This window comes from Rhodopseudomonas sp. RCAM05734 (genome assembly GCF_052658035.1).
This window is the reverse complement of the sequence record NZ_CP199742.1, coordinates 3,546,229-3,563,672: the sequence shown is the minus strand read 5'-3', so window position 1 is coordinate 3,563,672 and position 17,444 is coordinate 3,546,229. Positions and strand designations below refer to the sequence as shown.

The following is a 17,444-nucleotide window of genomic DNA, read 5'->3' as shown; positions in this document are numbered from 1 at the left end:
GGGCACGCCTCGCCGCGCTTTGCGCGGCCGAGGCTTTGCCCACCCTACAGATCTCAAGTGTTCCATCACTCACGTGATCGCGATCCCGCGGCGCGCTACGCCCGGGGTGTGCTGCATTCGCTGCGCCCTCGATGGAGAGGGCGTGCGGAACGCCGGGTGCCCGATGCACCCATGGGCTCGTGTGCAGTAGGGTAGTAAGGCACACGAGGCTTTGCCACGGTCACACCGGGAGCAACCCGGCGTTCCGCACGCGGTGGTGTTAACGGCTTATCTCGTTGCTCCCCGGCGGCCGACACGCTGTTTCGTCGCCGTCGTCCTGGGCTGAGGGTGTCCGCCTGCGGTTGCATGCGGCTCTCCACCCGACTTGATGCCACACGGGGCATCGGGACCACACGTCTTCGCCGTCCGTGCAGCGTCGTCGCCAGCGTTTCCTCCCCGGTCTCACGGACCCTTGTGGGTGCCCGCCCTGCCCGAAAATTCCGCGCCTGACGCTGCCGCGTCCACCGCCTCCCATCCCGCGTGCCGTGGCGATCGCGATACGCCCCTCTCCTTGGGACGGGATGCAGGGGATTACAATCCAGATTAGAGGATCGTCAATGGACTTGCGGATTATTTTCTTTGTCGTGCCGCTGCGCGCGAGATGTGGCGCCCAGCTGCCGGAACGTGGCGACATCCGGCAGATTCTTGATGCGCCGGCGCGACACCCAGACGGCGTGCGCGTTTTACGCTCCGTCTGTCACCCCCGCGAAAGCGGGGGTCCAGTCAACGCAGACGTCTGCTGTCGACTGCAGACGACAGCGTTGACTGGGTCGCCCGGTCCAGGCGCGTAAGCACGCGCCCGGCCGGGCGATGACAGTCGAGGTGTTCCGCGCTTACGCCTTGCCGCCGGAGCCCTTGCGGGTGTCGTTGACCCAGCTCTTGGCGCCGGTGGCGAGGATGCCGCTGTCGTTGAGCAGGGTCACCAGCTTGAAGCCCATGGCGATGTTCTTCGCCGCGCCTTCGGGGCCGGAGCAGTGGATGCCGGGGTTGAGGCCGCGCTTGTCGCATTCCTTGATCAGCTTGTCGTAGATCTTGAGGATCTCCGGCTCTTCACGATCCAGCTTCGGCACCAGGCCGTAGGAGAAGCCGAGGTCGGAGGGGCCGACATAGACGCCGTCGATGCCTTCGACATCGAGGATGGCTTCCATGTTGTCGACCGCGGTCTTGGTCTCCAGCATCGGCAGGCAGATGATCTCGTCATTCGCCGTCTTCTGGTAGTCGCCGGCGCCGCCATACATGCCGGAGCGGATCGGGCCGTTCGAGCGGGTGCCGCGCGGCGGATACTTGCAGTACTGCACGAAGTTCTCTGCTTCTTCCTTGGTGTTCACCATCGGGCAGATCACGCCATAGGCGCCGCCGTCCAGCACCTTGCCGATGATGCCGGGCTCGTTCCATGGCACGCGGACCATCGGCGTCACCGGATGAGCACCCATGGCCTGGAAGCACTCGACCATGGACATGTAGTCCTGCACGCCGTGCTGGATGTCCACGGTGACGCTGTCGAAGCCGCACTGCGCCATCACTTCGGCGGAGAAGCCCGACGGAATCGCCAGCCAGCCGTTGACGGCGACCTTGCCGGACTTCCAGATTTCCTTGACTTTGTTTGCCATTATTTTGGTCCTTCTTTTTGACGAGTGAATTCGTCATTGCGAGCAGCACTTGCTGCGAAGCGATCCAGTCTTTCCTGTTGCGCTGGACTGCTTGCCGCACTCGCAATGACGGGCGTTCTAGATTCCTGCGTGTTGAATGGCGGCCTCGCTGACCCCGACCTCGCGCGCGGTCTGCACGATGGCGCTCCAGGTCTCGTCGGGCAGCGGCACGCCGTTCTTGGTGCGCTCCGCGCGGGTCGCGGCTTCGGGATCGCCGGGCACCAGCACAGCATCGACGCCGGCGGCGGGTTTTGTGCTCCTGAAAAAATCGATGTAGCGCGTCACTTCACCGTCGAAGAAGTTGGAGGGATCGATGACCTTCGGATCGATGTAGATCGAGAACATGCCGTTGGCGAAGGGGCGATCGTATTTGGTCGCGCCGTTGCCGGTCAGCGCGCCGCCGAGCAGTTCGCAGATCAGCGCCAGGCCCGAGCCCTTGTGATCGCCGAAGGCGCGGATCGCGCCGGTGCCCTTGGAGTGATCGCGCGGGCCGTCGGCGGCATAGGGTCCGTACGGCTGCGCCGGATCCTCGCTGAGCGTGCCGTCGAGGCCGATCAGCGCGCCCTTCGGTAGCTTCTTGCCGCCGCGGCTGGCGACCAGCACCTTGCCCTCGGCCACCACCGAGGTGGCAAAATCCAGCACCACCGGGGCCTGGCCCGGGCGGGGAATGCCGACGCAATATGGCGCGGTAGACAGCCGCCGCTCGACGCCGCCATAGGGCGCCACCAGCACCGAGCCCGCCGCGGTGACGAAATGGATCGAGACGAGGCCCTCGGCCGCGGCCATCTCGGCCCAGTCGCCGATGCGACCGATATGGCCGGAGTTGCGCGTGGCGATGGCAGCGAGGCCGGCGGCCTTGCACTTGTCGATGCCGAGCTTGACCGCCTGCGGACCGACGGTCTGGCCATAGCCGAACTTGCCGTCGACCACCGCCAGCGACGGCGTGTCCACGGGGATCTCGATGGTCTGGTTCGGCACGATCATGCCGGCCTTGCGCCAGCGCATATAGACCGGCACGCGGATCACGCCGTGGCTGTCGTGGCCGGTGAGATTGGCTGTGGTGAGATAGGTCGCGATGCGCGTCGCTTCTGCCTGTTCGGAGTCCGCGTGGGCAAAAATGTCGCCCACGAAATCGATCAGTCTGTCGACTTGAATAGTCACCATGTCTGGACTTTTGCCCTTATTCTTGCGCGTGCAGTTCTGCGACGAGCGGCTTCTTGGCGTGGCCGCCGAGATAGGCGGCGGCGATGGCTTCGTTGCCCCACAATTCATCCGGTTTGCCGCCGAGCACGATGCGGCCGGTTTCCAGAACATAACCATGGTCGGCAACGGACAGTCCCATGCGCGCGTTTTGCTCCACAAGCAAGACGGTGGTGTGCTGGCGGATCTCGGTGATGATGCGGAAGACCGCCTGCACGATCACCGGGGCGAGACCCAGCGATGGCTCGTCGAGCAGCAGCAGCCGCGGCTTGGCCATCAGCCCGCGGGCAACGGCGACCATCTGCAACTGGCCGCCGGACAGCGTCCAGCCCAGCGCATCGGAGAATTTGCGGATGTCCGGAAACAGGTCGAACATGGCGTCCGATTCCCGCGACAGTTCGGACTTCGAGGCGCGGCGGTTGGAGCCGCCGAGCATGATGTTTTCCTTCACCGTCAGGCCGGGAAACACCCGCCGTCCTTCCGGCACGTGCGAAATGCCCATGCGCACGATCGGCTCCGGACCGAGGCCGGCGATCGACTTGCCGTCGAACAGGATATCGCCCGACGCCGGTTTGGCGAGGCCGGAGATGGCGCGCAAGGTCGTCGACTTGCCGGCGCCGTTGGCGCCGAGCAGCGTCACCACCTGCCCCGCCTCGACGCTGAACGAGATGCCGCGCAGGGCCTCGATTTCGCCGTAGCGGACGTTGAGATCGCGAACTTCGAGCAGCGCCATCATTCCGTTCCCAGATAGGCGGAGACGACATCCGGATGGCGCAGTACCGCCATGGATTCGCCGTCCGCGATGCGGCGGCCGAAGTTCAGCACGGTGATGTGCTGCGCGGCTTCGGACACCAGCGTCATGTCGTGATCGATGATCAGGATGGTGAGGCCCTGTGCCGCGATGCGCTTCAGCAGCTCGTGCAGTTCGAGCTTTTCGGTGGAGTTGAGGCCGGCGGCGGGCTCGTCGAGCAGCAGCAGCGTCGGGTTTGCCGCCAATGCGCGGGCGATCTCGATCAGCCGCTGGTGGCCGTAGGAGAAGCTGGAGATCAGCTCGTTGGCGCGCGGGCCGAGGCCGACAAATGTCAGCGCAGACATGGCGCGCGCCGTCAGCAGGGCATCGTTGCCGTTGCCGATCAGCGTATTGCCGGGCCGCTCGGCGCCGATGATGACGTTCTCCAGCGCGCTCATGGTGCGGAACAGGCGGATGTTCTGGAAGGTGCGCCCGAGCCCCGCCGCCGCGCGCAGATGCGGCGGCATGGTGGTGACGTCGGTGCCGTCGAGCAACACCTTGCCGGCGGTGGCGCTGTAGAGGCCGGACAGCACGTTCAGCGTCGTGGTCTTGCCGGAACCGTTCGGCCCGATCAGCGCATGCACGCCGCCGCGGTGCACGGCAATGTCGACATTGTCGACGGCTTTCAACCCGCCGAAATGCTTGGCGAGGCCTGTGACTTCCAGCACCATTTCGCCGCCGGTCTTTGCGGGCGCCAGTTGCAGCGGCACGCCGGGATCGGGGATTTTGACCTTGCCGCGGAAGCGGTCGAGGAAGGCGGTGACAAAACCCCAGATGCCGTCGGGCATGTAGCGGATGATCAGAATCACCGACAGGCCGTAGATCGCCAGATACAGACCCGGCACGCTCTTGAGGAAGCGCAGCCACTCCGGGATCAGGATCAAGAGCCCGGTGCCAATCGCCGAGCCGATCGGCGAGGCCACGCCGCCGAGCAGCGACATGGTCAGGAACACGATGGATTCGGCGAAGGAGAACTGGTCGGGACTGACATAGGCGAAGCCGCCGGCGAACAGCCCGCCGCCGAGCCCGCCGAGCACGGCGCAGATGGCGAATGCATAGACCTTGGTGCGAAACACATCGATGCCGACCACGCCGGCGGCGAGTTCGTTGTCGCGCACCGCGCGCATGGCGCGGCCGAGCCGCGTCTGCGGCAGATGCCAGACGAAGTAGCCGATCAGCGCCAGCATCGCCACGCAGAAGGCCAGATAGGATTGCGACGACTGGAACAGCGCCGGACGCCCGATCTTGCCGACGCCGTCCGGGCCGTGAGTCAGCCATATGGCGTTGATCATCACCAGCGTCACGATCTGCTGGAACGAGATCGTCACCATGGCGAGATAGTGCCCGCCGAGTCGCAGGGTGGACATGCCGAGCACCGCGCCAGCCAGCAGCGCCATGACGCAACCGGCGGCGAGACACAGCCAGTAGCTGATCTGGTAGTCGGCGGTGCCGATGGCGACGGCATAGGCGCCGAAGCCGAAGAAGGCCGCCTGCGCCAGGTTGATCTGGCCGCACAGGCCGAGCACCACCGACAGGCCGAACACCGCGATGGCGAAGGTGGTGGCCTGCATCAGGATGTTGAGGATGTAGCCGTCGAAGCTCATCGACGCGGCAAGCGCCACGACGACGGCGGCGCCGATGAAATACGGCGCGTGACGGATCAGCAGCGGCGTGGTGCGCGGCACGGCGACGGGCTGGACGTTCTCGGTGACGCTCATGCTTTTTCCGCCACGCGTTCGCCGAAGATGCCCTGCGGGCGGAACACCAGGAACGCAACCAGCACCATGAAGGCGAAGGCGTCCTTGTACGGCACCGAAATATACGCGGCGCCGAAGGTCTCGATGATACCCAGCGACAGGCCGCCGATGATGGCGCCGGTGACGTCGCCGAAACCGCCGATAATGGTGGCGGCAAAGGCCTTCAGCGCGATTGTCGAGCCCATCTGGATCGAGACGAACAGGATCGGCGCCACCAGGATGCCGGCGAGGCCGCCGAGCATCGCCGAATAGATGAAGGTGATCATGATCATGGTGGAGACGGAGATGCCGAGCAACGAGGCCATCTCCTTGTCCTGCGATGTCGCCTGCAGCTTCTTGCCGAGCATGGTCTTCTCGAAGAACCAGTAGTTGAAGATCACCAGCACGAGGGTCACGGCCATGATCAGCAGATACTGGCTGTCGAGATAGACCGGGCCGACCTGGATTCCGGGGGTCTCGAACCAACCCTCGAGCACCTGCGGCTGCGGCCCGTACAGCGCCAGCACCGAATTGGCCAGTAGGATCGAGGCGCCGATGGTGGCGATGATGACAGGCAGATAGGTGCGATGGCGCAGCGGATAGTAGACGCCGAGGTTGAACACCGCGCCGAGCAGCGCCATGCCGGCCAGCGCCACCAGAAATGAAATCCAGTACGGCCATTGCAGGTCGACGGCGAACACCACCATCAGATAGGCGGCAACCATGGAGAACTCGCCCTGGGCGAAGTTCACCACGTTGGTGGCCCGGAAGATCAGCACGAAGCCCAGCGCCACCAGCGCATAGACGGCGCCGATGCCGATTCCGGTAAACAGAAGTTGAAGCGCAAGATCCATCAGGGATGCTCGGTGGGAGAAAAGTAGATGTCATTCCGGGGCGGACGACAGCGGCGAAGCCGTCTGGCGGGCGAACCCGGAATCCCGAAATGGCGTTTGCGGAAAAGGGCGCTGAACATTTCGGGATTCCGGGTTCGCTCGCGGCTGGCGCCGCTCGCGCCCCGGAATGACAGTGTTAGGCTGGTTCGCGCGCAGCTCACGCTGCGCGCGAACCGGGATGACGGCCTGCGGCCGTCAGTCCTCAAACTCGATGTGCTTGTCGAAGACGATGTTGCCCTTGTCGTTCTTCACGATGTTGTAGCCGTGCAGACCGTCGCCCTTGTCGTCGAAGTTGTATTCGCCCTCGGCACCGGGGAACTTCTTGATGGCGATGATCGCCTCGCGGATCTTTTGCGGATCGGTGGATCCAGCCTTGTTGATGGCCGCAGCCAGCACCGTAACCGCGTCGTAGGGCCACGAGCTCTGGTTGTCCGGCGCCACCTTGTAGGCATCGCGATAGGCCTTGCCGAACTTCTTCGAGCCCTCGCTGGACTCTTCCGCATAATCGGCGACGCCGTAGGTGCCGTACAGTGCGGGGCCTGCGAGTTTCAGGGCGGTGACGTTGACGATGGAGGGCGAGCCCACCCACGGAATACTGACGCCAAGCTGGCGCAGGCTGCCGGGCGAAAATGCCGAGGTCGTTTTCGAAGGTGAAGTAGGAGCCGAGGATGTCGGCGCCGGACTGCTTGATGGCCAGCACGACCGGGGTGAAATCCTGGCTCTGGTTGGCATAGCCCTGATCGATGGCGATGGTGGCGTCGAGCTTGCCGAGCGCCTCGGTCAGCGCCTTGCCGCCGGCGGTGCCGAAGGCGTCGGTGGAATGCAGCACGGCCCACTTCTTCTTGCCGAGCGTCTTGACGCCGTAGTCGGCGATGACGCGGCCGGAATAGCTGTCATTGGGCCGGAAGCGGAACAGCCAGGGATTGCCAAGCTTGGTGAGATTGGGATCGGTGCCGCCGAACATCACCGGCTTGCCGAGCTTCAGCACGTCGGGCGCCATGGCGTGCACCTGGGTGGAGCGGATCGAGCCGAGGAAACCCACAATATCGGACTGCGCTGCGAGCTTGGAGAACGCCAGCACGATTCCGGGATTGGTGGTCTGGTCGTCCTCGATGATCAGTTCGATCTGCTTGCCGAGCACACCGCCGGCCTTGTTGATCGCCTCGACCGCGAGCTTGGCACCGCCAGTGGCGTATTTCCCGGCTTCGGCGGCCGGGCCTGTGATGGGCGCACACATGCCGATCTTGATGGTGGCACCCTGCGCCCGCGCGCTGCCAATGAGAGCGGGTGCGGCAATACCGGCCGCGAGACCAGCCGTAAAATCACGTCTCGTAAGCTTCATCGAATCCTCCCGTAAGAGGCCGGACTTGAGCGCCAGCCTTCTTTGATTGTCAGAGTTGAGCGAAAAATTCCGCGCGTGTCTACTCTCCGTTCGGCAAGTCTGTGTCTGCACAAACGTTATGCATGCCCGCGCACGACATATCATTCATCCGCATCGTCGCCCGCCACCGGCATTGTCATGAGACTGCCTTCCAGCGCATGCAGCATGTCCTGCAGATCCGCCAGCTTGCGCGCGCCAAACCGGCTGGCGATTTCGGCATAGATCGCCTCCGACGACGGCGCCACTGCGGCGATCAGCTTCACGCCGCTGTTGGTGATGGCCACAATGCTGCGACGCAAATCGGACTTCACCAATTGCCGCCTGATCAGCCGGCGCGCCTCCAGATCGCGCAGGATGCGCGACAGGCTCGGGCCGAGCAGACAGGCGACATTGGCCAGTTCCGTGACCTCGATCGCGCCGTGCGCCGACAGCGCGCGCAGGATGCGCCACTGCTGCTCGGTCAGCCCATGGGCGCGCAGCGACGGGCGGAAATGCCGCATCACGGATTCGCGGGCGCGCAGCAGCGCCATCGGCAGCGAACGCGAAAAGTCGCGCATCGGAACTTGCGTGCCGGATCCTGTGCTGCCCTTGCTGGCGGAGGTCATCGATATCCTGCATTCGGCCGCGTGCATCGCACAATGGAAATCCGCCGGAGCGGTTTGATCGGAGACACTTAACATGTTAATCGGTTTCGCGCAGGATACTTGCACGGCAATTCCCAGGAAGCGAGCCGCCAGATGCCGCATTTCACCATCGAATATTCCGCCAATCTCGACACGCAGATCGATATCGGCGCGGTGTGCGAGTTGGTGCGCAAGGCGGCGGTGGAGACCGGGGTTTTTCCGCTGGGCGGCATTCGCGTGCGCGCCATCCGCTGCCCGCATTACGCCATCGCCGACGGCCGGCCGGGGCTCGGCTTTCTCGACATGGTGCTGCGGATCGGCGAAGGCCGCGACCTCGCCACCCGCCACAAGGCCGGCGAGCATATCTTCCAGGTATTGTCCGATTATCTCGACCCGGTCTTCACCAGCAGCAACTTCGCGCTGTCGTTCGACATGCAGATCAACGACAAGGCCACCAGCTGGAAGCGCAACAACATCCACGATCTGCTGATCGGCGAGGCCCGGCATGGCTAAAGCTCCCATCGATTCCGCCGCCGTGTTCCAGGCCAACCGCGACCGCGCCGCACCTCTGCTGAAGAAACTCACCGGCGACGGCATCGGTCACATCATAGATGGCCAGATCGTGCCGTCGGCCTCCGGCGAGGTGTTCGAGACCACCTCCCCCATCGATGGCGCCGTGCTGGCGCAGGTGGCGCGCGGCAATGCGGCGGATATCGACCTCGCTGCCAAGGCGGCGCAGCGCGCATTTCGCGACTGGCGCGACATGCCGGCCGCCATGCGCAAGAAGCTGCTGCACCGCGTCGCCGACGCCATCGAGGACCGCGCCGACGACATCGCGGTGCTGGAATGCATCGACACCGGGCAAGCTCACAGATTCATGGCCAAAGCGGCGGTACGCGGCGCGGAAAACTTCCGCTTCTTCGCCGATAAATGCACCGACGCCCGCGACGGGCTGAACATGCCGGCCGATGAACACTGGAACGTGTCGACCCGGGTGCCGATCGGCCCGGTCGGCGTGATCACCCCGTGGAACACGCCGTTCATGCTCTCCACCTGGAAGATCGCCCCTGCCCTCGCCGCCGGCTGCACGGTCGTGCACAAGCCGGCGGAATGGTCGCCGGTCACCGCCGATCTGCTCGCGCAGATCGTCAAGCAGGCCGGCGTGCCCGACGGCGTGCTCAACACCGTGCATGGGTTTGGCGAGGAGGCAGGCAAGGCCCTCACCGAACATCCGGCCATCAAGGCCATCGCCTTCGTCGGCGAGACGTCCACGGGTGCGGCGATCATGGCGCAGGGCGCGCCGACGCTGAAGCGCGTGCATTTCGAACTCGGCGGCAAGAACCCGGTGATCGTGTTCGACGACGCCGATCTCGACCGCGCGCTCGATGCCGTGGTGTTCATGATCTACTCGCTGAACGGCGAGCGCTGCACCTCGTCGAGCCGGCTGCTGGTCCAGGACAGCATCGCGGACACCTTCATCGCCAAGCTGACCGCGCGGGTGAAGGCGCTACGCATCGGCCATCCACTCGATCCGGCCACCGAAGTGGGGCCGCTGATTCATGCGCGGCATTTCGACAAGGTGTGCTCCTATTTCGACATCGCCCGGCAGGACGGCGCCACCATCGCCGCCGGCGGCAAGGCGCATGACGGCCCCGGCGGAGGGCACTATGTGCAGCCGACGCTGGTCACCGGCGCGCGCAGCGACATGCGGGTGGCGCAGGAGGAAGTGTTCGGCCCGTTCCTGACGGTGATCCAGTTCCGCGGCGAGGACGAAGCCATCGAGATCGCCAATGCCGTGCCCTATGGCCTCACCGGCTATGTCTGGACCGGCGATGTGGGCCGCGCCCTGCGCGTCGCCGACGCGCTGGAGGCCGGCATGATCTGGCTCAATTCGGAAAACGTCCGCCATCTGCCGACGCCGTTCGGCGGCATGAAGTCGTCGGGCATCGGCCGCGACGGCGGCGACTACTCGTTCGACTTCTACATGGAAACCAAGCACGTTTCGCTCGCCAAGGGTACGCACAAGATCCAGAAGCTGGGCATCCCCTCATCCTGAGGAGCGGCCTTTTGGCCGCGTCTCGAAGGATGAGGGGTGCGCCTCATGGTTCGAGACGCGCGCAAGCGCGCGCTCCTCACCATGAGGACAACAACAAACGACGATGAGGAAACGCCATGCCGGTCCCGCAGCACGTCTTCGATCCCCCTTCAACATCCTGCGCGCCAGCCACGTGGTGCTGGATGTCACCAATCTTGCGGCGAGCCGCGCTTTCTACGAGACCACGGTGGGGCTGCATGTGGAGGACGCCGACGAGGATACGGTGTATCTGCGCGGCAGCGAGGAGCACCAGCATCACTCGCTGGTGCTGCGCAAGGCTGACAACGCCGCCTGTGCCCGGCTCGGCTTTCGGGCCGGCGACGAGAACGACCTCGACAAGGCCGCGTCGTTCTTCGCCGCCAACGGCATCGTCTACGCCTTTGTCGCACGCCCGTTCCAGGGCCGCACCCTGCAGTTCACCGATCCGTTCGGCTATCGCATCGAACTGGTTGCCAGCATGGACAAGCGTCCGCATCTGCTGCGCCGCTTCGATCTCTACAAGGGCTGCCATCCGCAGCGGCTCGACCATTTCAACGTGTTCGCGCCCGAACTGCAGGATACGGTCGAGTTCTATGCCCGACTTGGCTTCCGCCTCACCGAATATGCCGAGGAGGACGGCGAGAACGGCCGCATCGCCGCGGCGTGGATGCATCGCAAGGGCAACGTCCACGATCTCGCTTTCACCAACGGCCGCGGGCCGCGGCTGCACCATTTTGCCTATTGGGTGCCGACCGCGATGAATATCCTGCATCTGTGCGACGTGATGGCATCGTCGGGATACCTCAAGAACATGGAGCGCGGCCCCGGCCGCCACGGCATTTCCAACGCCTTCTTCCTCTACATCCGCGATCCCGACGGCCACCGCCTCGAACTCTACACCTCCGACTACCAGACCATGGATCACGATCACGAACCCTTGCGCTGGTCGCTGAAGGATCCGCGCCGCCAGACCCTGTGGGGCGCGCCGGCGCCGCGCTCGTGGTTCGAACAGGGCTCGCCATTCCCCGGTGAGGCCGTGCGCGAGCCGCTGTTCACGGCGGATGTGACCATTGCGGATTGAAGCCACGCAAATGTTGTCGTCGCCCGGCCGGCGCGCAATTGCGCGCCTGGACCGGGCGACCCAATATGCGCAGGGTTCTGCGTTGGCCACAGACGACGCCGGATACTGGGTCACCCGCTTTCGCGGGTGACGACAACCGAGTGTAAGGATCGCACAGCATGACCCCTCCCCGCCTCGCCACCTTCACCGTCAACGGCGCGCTGAAATATGGTGCCGTGACCGATGCGGGCGTCGTCGATCTCTCGGCGCGCTACGGGCACTATCCGACGCTGCGCGAGGCGATTGCCCATGGCGCGTTGCCGCGGCTGGTGGATGCGGCGGCGAGATCTTGCGCCCGACTTCGCGCTTGATGCTATCGCGTTGCAGCCGCCGATCCCGGCACCGGAAAAGATCATCTGCATCGGCGTCAACTATCCCGACCGCAATGCCGAATACAAGGACGGCCAGGACGCGCCAAAATTTCCCTCGATGTTCATGCGGACGCCGCGCTCCTTCGTCGGTCACGGCGCGCCCCTGGTGCGGCCGCACGTCTCGCCGCAGCTCGACTACGAGGGCGAGGTGGTGCTGGTGATCGGCAAGACCGGCCGGCACATCGCCGAGCGCGACGCGCTGGATCACGTCGCGGCGATCACCCTGTGCAACGAAGGCACCATCCGCGACTGGGTGCGCCACGCCAAATTCAACGTCACCCAGGGCAAGAACTTCGATTCCTCCGGCAGCCTCGGCCCGTGGCTGGTGCCGTATACGAACGAAGCGCAGATCGCCGACATCCGGCTCACCACCCACGTCAATGGCGAGCTGCGTCAGGACGACCGCACGTCGCGGCTGATCTTCAGCTTCCGATATCTGCTCGCCTATATCTCCACCTTCACAACGCTGGTGCCGGGCGACGTCATCGTCACGGGCACGCCGACCGGCGCCGGCGCGCGCTTCGATCCGCCGCGCTTTCTGATCCCCGGCGACGTCGTCGAGGTCGAGGCCACCGGCATCGGCGTCCTGCGCAACGGCGTGGTGGATGAAGCATGAGCATGCAAGCAAACAACGGATTCACATCATGACTGCAATCACCGGCGGCGAAGCCATCGTCCAGGGTCTTGTGGCGGAAGGCGTCGACACCGTGTTCGGCCTGCCGGGCGCGCAGATCTACGGGCTGTTCGACGCCTTCCATCAGGCGCGGCTGCGCGTGATCGGCGCGCGCCACGAACAGGCCTGCGGCTACATGGCCTATGGCTATGCGCGCGCTTCGGGCAGGCCCGGCGTGTTCAGTGTGGTGCCCGGCCCCGGCGTGCTCAATGCCGGCGCGGCAATGCTCACCGCCTTCGGCTCCAACGAACCGGTGCTGTGCCTGACCGGCCAGGTGCCGACGGCGTTTCTCGGCCAGGGCCGCGGCCATCTGCATGAGATGCCCGACCAGCTCGCGACCTTGCGCAGCTTTGTCAAATGGGCCGACCGCATCGACTATCCCGATTCCGCGCCGACCAAAGTGGCGCGCGGCTTTCAGGAGATGATGTCGGGACGGCGCGGACCGGCGGCGCTGGAAATGCCGTGGGATGTGTTCACCCAGCGCGCCGATGTCGGCGCGTCCCAGCCGCTGCCGCGCTTCGCCGCGCCGCTGCCGGACAGCGAGCGCATCAAGGCGGCCGCGGCCCTGATCAAGGCCAGCAGGAATCCGATGATCTTCGTCGGCTCCGGCGCCATTGATGCCGCCGACGAGATTCTCGAACTGGCGGAGATGCTCGACGCGCCCGTGGTGGCGTTCCGCTCCGGACGCGGCATCGTCAGCAATGCCCATGAACTCGGGCTGACCATGGCGGCGGCGTATCATCTGTGGCCGCAGACCGACCTGATCATCGGCATCGGCACACGGCTGGAGCTGCCGGCGTGGCGCTGGCCGTACCGCCCGGCCGGGCAGAAGTCGGTGCGCATCGACATCGATCCGGTGGAGATGCGCCGCTTCGCGGCCGATGCCGCTGTGGTCGCCGACGCTCGCGCCGGCACGGCCGCCTTGCGCGCCGCGGTCAGCAAAGCGGGCTTCGGCAAAACCGCCGGCCGCCGCGACGCGATCCGCGACGCCTCCGCGAAAGCGCTGCAGGAGATCCAGGCCGTGCAGCCGCAGATGGCCTATCTGAACATTCTGCGCGAGGTGCTGCCTGACGACGCCATCGTCACCGACGAGCTGTCGCAGGTCGGCTTCGCCTCGTGGTACGGCTTTCCGATCTACCAGCCACGCACCTTCATCACCTCGGGCTATCAGGGCACCCTGGGCTCCGGCTTCCCCACCGCGCTCGGCGCCAAGGTCGCGCATCCGGACCGCGCGGTGGTGGCCATCACTGGCGATGGCGGATTCATGTTCGCGGTGCAGGAACTGGCGACCGCCGTGCAGTTCAACATCGGCGTGGTCACGCTGGTGTTCAACAACAACGCCTATGGCAATGTGCGGCGCGACCAGCTCACCGTGTTCGACGGCCGCGTCACCGCCGCGGATCTCGTCAATCCGGATTTCGTCAAACTTGCCGATTCGTTCGGCGTCGCCGCGGCGCGGGTCACCGCGCCGGATCAGTTTCGTGCTGCACTTGAAAAGGCGCTGGCGCATGGCGGGCCAAGCCTTATCGTGATCGAGGTGCCCAGGGATTCCGAAGTGAGCCCGTGGGCGTTCATTCATCCGGCGAAGCCGTAGCCGATGCCCTCATGGTGAGGAGCGCGTCTTCGCGCGTCTCGAACCATGAGATGTGTGGCCATCCTTCGAGACGCGCGCAAGGGCGCACACCTCAGGATGAGGTCGCGGGACTCCCCCGCTGCGCGCGCGATGCCGCCAGCACCAGGAGGCCGGCGCCGGCCACCGACCAGCACGCCACCGGCGCCCAGTACAGCAGCGGCGCGTAGTCCGGCAGCTTCTGCAAGCCGCCGGCCACCGCCGCCATGCGCGCAAAGGTCGCCAGCGCCAGCGCCGAGAACACCAGGCCGGTGACCTTGCCCTCGGCGCCGGTCTCGCCGATCGCCAGCGCCGCGGCCACCGCGCTCATCAGCATGCAGCCCCACGCCGCACCGGCGAGGAACTGCGCGACGATCAGCACGTTGAGGCTGCCGGCCAGTTCGGCGCCGAGCACGGCAACGGCACCGAGCAGACCGGCAAAGCCCATCACCACCAGTCCGCCGCGGCGCCGGGTGACGATGCTGGCCGGGAACATCGCGATGTTGAAGCCAATCCAGAACACCGGCATCAGCCATTCCAGATCCGCCGGCTTGGCGAAGCGCAGGAAGAACGGCGCGCTGTTGATGCTGAAATGCAGCTGGTAACCCAGCGCCAGGATCACCATCGAGGCGATGAACAGCAGCGGCACCCGGCCGAGCGGCTTGGCGGGCGCCAGCTTCGGGCGGCCCTCGCGGGCCGCCACCGCGACGAGGCCGCGCTCGACCCGCGACAGCGCCAGCGCCACCAGCAGCAGCACGACGCTGGACAGGATGAACGGCAACCGCGCATCGATTTCGCGCAGCGCGACGCCGAGATAGGGCGAAAGCGCACCTGCAAGTCCGTAGCCGAGCATCACCAGCGCGGCGAGCAGCGGCAGCTTCGGCCGCGCGCCGTATTTGCCGAGCATGGTCAGCGGCGGGGCGCGCAGCGCCGACGAGGTCACCGCCCAGATCGCGATCAGCGCGATCAGCGCGGCCTGGGCGTTCGGACCGTTGCCGGCGACGAAAGGCATCGCGACAAAGGCGATGCAGGAAATCGCGGTAAGCAGGCCGACGATCAGCCCGAGCCGGCCGACGACACGCGAAATGCGGTCAGCGACGATGCCCATCGCGGTGTCGGTGACGGTGAAGATCAACTGGTCCATCATCAGGATGACAATCACCGCGGACGGCGCGATGCCGACGCTGGCGGCCAGCTTCGGCAGGAAGATGACGTAGACGGTCCACATCAGCGTGAACGCCAGCTGCAGCACCGCGAGATAGACGCCGGCGCGATTGCTGGCGCTGGTCGCTGCGGCATCTTCGGCGAGTTCGACTTCGGTCATCGGGCTGCTCCGAGCGGAAGCATAAAGGAGCGACAGCGAGAAAGGAAAGCCGGGCTTTCTTCCCCTCTCCCCCAGCGGCGCGCCGCGGGAGAGGGTGCCTGAGCGAAGCGAAGGCGGGAGAGGGCCCTTGGCAGCTAGCTGACGTCGGAGTATGTGGCACGCCCCCCCTCTCCCGCCTCGAACGCACTCCGTGCGTTCGATCCACCCTCCCCGCCCAGCGAAGCTGCGCTTCGCCGGTGGGAGAGGGGAAGAAGAGCACTTTGCGCTGCGAATGCGCCTGCTACTGCACTTTCCGAAACGTCAGGTTTATCCTCTGCCGGCCCATCAGGGGATGCTCGCCGTCGGCGAGCGGCGCGACGCCATGATAGGCCAGCCGCGCCGGGCCGCCCCACACCGCGATGTCGCCGTGTTCGAGACGATAGCGCTTTGCCTTTTCACTGCGCGCGAGGCCGCCGAACATGAACACCGCCGGCAGGCCGAGCGAGACCGAGACGATGGGCGCGCCGAGATCGAGCTCATCCTTGTCCTGATGCAGCGACATTTTCGCGCCCGGCACGTAGCGGTTGATCAGGCAGGCGTCGGGCACGAAGTCCGCGAAGCCGCCCTGCTCCGCGGCGCGACGCGCAAGGTCGAGAAACGAAGGCGGAAGAGCCGGCCAGGGCCTGCCGGACTCCGGATCGTTGACGTCATAGCGATAGCCGCTGATATCGGTGACCCAGCCCTTGCTGCCGCAATTGGTCATGGCCACCGACATGGTGTGGCCGCCCGGCGTGACCATGCGGCGGAACGGCGCCTGCGCGACGATCGCGCGCAAGGCGGAGATGATCTCCGGCTCGTCCGCCCTGAACAATCCGCGCAGCAACACCGCGCCCTCGGCCATCGCCTCGCGCGACGGACGGTGGTCATCGGCCAGAGCTGCAAACAGGTCAGTCACGCATCACTCATTTGGCATCGTGAAAGATCACACCAACGGTATGGCGGTGGCCGGAGCGGATCCGGCTGACGCCATGGCGCATGTTAACACGATAGGCGCCGCGCGTGCCCTGCACCGGGCGGTGATGCACAGCGAAAACCACCGCGTCGCCCCGGCCGAGCGGCACCACCTCGGCACGCGACTGCATGCGCGGCCGCTGCTCGGTCAGCACGAATTCGCCGCCGGTGAAATCGCGGCCCGGTTCCGACAGCAGGATCGCCACCTGCAGCGGGAACACATGTTCGCCATAGAGGTCCTGATGCAGGCAATTGTAGTCGCCCTCGCCATATTGCAGCAGCAGCGGCGTCGGCCGGGTCTGGCCGGCTGCGTGGCAGCGCTGCAGGAAGGTGTCGTGATCGCCGGGGAAGCGGACGGCGATGCCCATCGTCGCGTTCCAGCGATTGGCGACGTCGCTGAGCGGGCCGTACAACGAAGCCCGCAGGGCCGCGATCGGCTGGGGCAACGGATAGGAAAAATACTTGTACTCGCCGCGGCCGAAACCGTGGCGGCCCATCACCACGCGGCTGCGGAACCGGCTGTCGTCGGGATACAGCATCGCCAGTTCGGCGCATTGCTCCGCGGACAGCAGGTTGTCGATGACGGCGCAGCCGCGGGCATCGAGTTCCCCGGCGATATGTGCCCAGTCGATGGTGGCAAGGCGCGGCAACAAGGATTGCGCAGGAGCGCTGTCGACGCGTCGCGCATTTGCGGGAGAAACCATGCCATCGTCTCCATCGATCACGTGGAGGATATCGTGACCTTTGGGCAAGATTGAGATTTCGCTGAGGGTCGCGACACCCGATTTCCGACACGTCGGGCGCGGACCTAACCTCTCCCCGCATCTTGCGCGGGGAGAGGTCGACCGGCGTAGCGCAGCGAAGTCGGTCGGGTGAGGGGCCGGGCACAAGGCGGGCAAAATTATCTCGCATCCCGTGACGAATTGAGCGCCCTGCCCCGCCCCTCACCCGCCTTCGCTGCGCTCAGGCACC

The 17,444-nt window shown here is 65.7% G+C and carries 13 protein-coding genes and 2 pseudogenes; 5 read left to right on the top strand and 10 right to left on the bottom strand.

All coding sequences use genetic code 11. The features are described from left to right. Nucleotides 1-872: 872 nt before the first annotated feature. The 7 genes and pseudogenes from ACUXVA_RS16820 to hpaR form a co-directional block, all read right to left on the bottom strand. Entirely contained in the window at nt 873-1,649 is a 777-nt protein-coding gene (locus tag ACUXVA_RS16820; RefSeq protein ID WP_265079273.1) for an HpcH/HpaI aldolase family protein, read from the bottom strand. Nucleotides 1,650-1,766: 117 nt separating this feature from the next. Further along, on the bottom strand, nt 1,767-2,852 hold the full coding sequence (locus ACUXVA_RS16815; protein WP_445487151.1) for a malate/lactate/ureidoglycolate dehydrogenase: 1,086 nt from the start codon (nt 2,850-2,852) through the stop codon (nt 1,767-1,769). Nucleotides 2,853-2,868: 16 nt separating this feature from the next. Then, nucleotides 2,869-3,621, bottom strand: coding sequence for an ABC transporter ATP-binding protein (locus tag ACUXVA_RS16810; RefSeq protein ID WP_265079275.1), 753 nt, complete (start codon nt 3,619-3,621; stop codon nt 2,869-2,871). Further along, the gene (locus ACUXVA_RS16805) at nt 3,621-5,396 is read right to left on the bottom strand and encodes a branched-chain amino acid ABC transporter ATP-binding protein/permease (RefSeq protein ID WP_265079276.1); all 1,776 of its coding nucleotides are present in this window, start codon (nt 5,394-5,396) and stop codon (nt 3,621-3,623) included. The genes ACUXVA_RS16810 and ACUXVA_RS16805 overlap by 1 nt, the downstream gene beginning before the upstream one ends. Further along, on the bottom strand, nt 5,393-6,268 hold the full coding sequence (locus tag ACUXVA_RS16800) for a branched-chain amino acid ABC transporter permease (RefSeq protein ID WP_445487148.1): 876 nt from the start codon (nt 6,266-6,268) through the stop codon (nt 5,393-5,395). Before ACUXVA_RS16800 ends, ACUXVA_RS16805 begins: the two co-directional genes overlap by 4 nt. Nucleotides 6,269-6,502: 234 nt before the next feature. Beyond that, nucleotides 6,503-7,649, bottom strand: a pseudogene (locus ACUXVA_RS16795) (ABC transporter substrate-binding protein). A gap of 140 nt (nt 7,650-7,789) precedes the next feature. Then, a complete protein-coding gene (gene hpaR / locus ACUXVA_RS16790) occupies nt 7,790-8,293 on the bottom strand; it encodes a homoprotocatechuate degradation operon regulator HpaR (protein WP_265079279.1) in 504 nt (167 codons plus the stop codon). A gap of 132 nt (nt 8,294-8,425) precedes the next feature. Here hpaR and ACUXVA_RS16785 point away from each other — a divergent pair, with 132 nt between their 5' ends. The 5 genes and pseudogenes from ACUXVA_RS16785 (at nt 8,426) to ACUXVA_RS16765 (ending at nt 14,143) form a co-directional block, all read left to right on the top strand. Next, nucleotides 8,426-8,824, top strand: a complete 399-nt coding sequence (locus ACUXVA_RS16785; RefSeq protein ID WP_265079280.1) for a 5-carboxymethyl-2-hydroxymuconate Delta-isomerase — start codon at nt 8,426-8,428, stop codon at nt 8,822-8,824. Beyond that, a complete protein-coding gene (gene hpaE / locus ACUXVA_RS16780) occupies nt 8,817-10,367 on the top strand; it encodes a 5-carboxymethyl-2-hydroxymuconate semialdehyde dehydrogenase (RefSeq protein WP_265079281.1) in 1,551 nt (516 codons plus the stop codon). Before ACUXVA_RS16785 ends, hpaE begins: the two co-directional genes overlap by 8 nt. A 103-nt stretch (nt 10,368-10,470) precedes the next feature. Continuing rightward, entirely contained in the window at nt 10,471-11,466 is a 996-nt protein-coding gene (gene hpaD, locus ACUXVA_RS16775; RefSeq protein WP_265079282.1) for a 3,4-dihydroxyphenylacetate 2,3-dioxygenase, read from the top strand. 158 nt (nt 11,467-11,624) lie between these two features. Beyond that, nucleotides 11,625-12,492 (top strand): annotated as a pseudogene (locus ACUXVA_RS16770) (fumarylacetoacetate hydrolase family protein). A gap of 28 nt (nt 12,493-12,520) precedes the next feature. Then, nucleotides 12,521-14,143, top strand: coding sequence for a thiamine pyrophosphate-dependent enzyme (locus ACUXVA_RS16765; protein WP_445487144.1), 1,623 nt, complete (start codon nt 12,521-12,523; stop codon nt 14,141-14,143). A gap of 91 nt (nt 14,144-14,234) precedes the next feature. Here the strand turns inward: ACUXVA_RS16765 and ACUXVA_RS16760 are convergent, their stop codons facing one another. The 3 genes from ACUXVA_RS16760 to ACUXVA_RS16750 form a co-directional block, all read right to left on the bottom strand. Beyond that, nucleotides 14,235-15,482 carry an MFS transporter gene (locus ACUXVA_RS16760; RefSeq protein WP_445487142.1) on the bottom strand — a complete coding sequence of 416 codons (1,248 nt, stop codon included), beginning with the start codon at nt 15,480-15,482 and terminating at the stop codon, nt 14,235-14,237. A 280-nt stretch (nt 15,483-15,762) separates the two neighbouring features. Beyond that, on the bottom strand, nt 15,763-16,416 hold the full coding sequence (alkB, locus tag ACUXVA_RS16755) for a DNA oxidative demethylase AlkB (protein ID WP_445487140.1): 654 nt from the start codon (nt 16,414-16,416) through the stop codon (nt 15,763-15,765). A 7-nt stretch (nt 16,417-16,423) separates the two neighbouring features. Continuing rightward, complete coding sequence (locus ACUXVA_RS16750) at nt 16,424-17,176, bottom strand: 2OG-Fe(II) oxygenase (RefSeq protein WP_265079286.1); 753 nt, start codon at nt 17,174-17,176, stop codon at nt 16,424-16,426. Nucleotides 17,177-17,444: the final 268 nt, after the last annotated feature.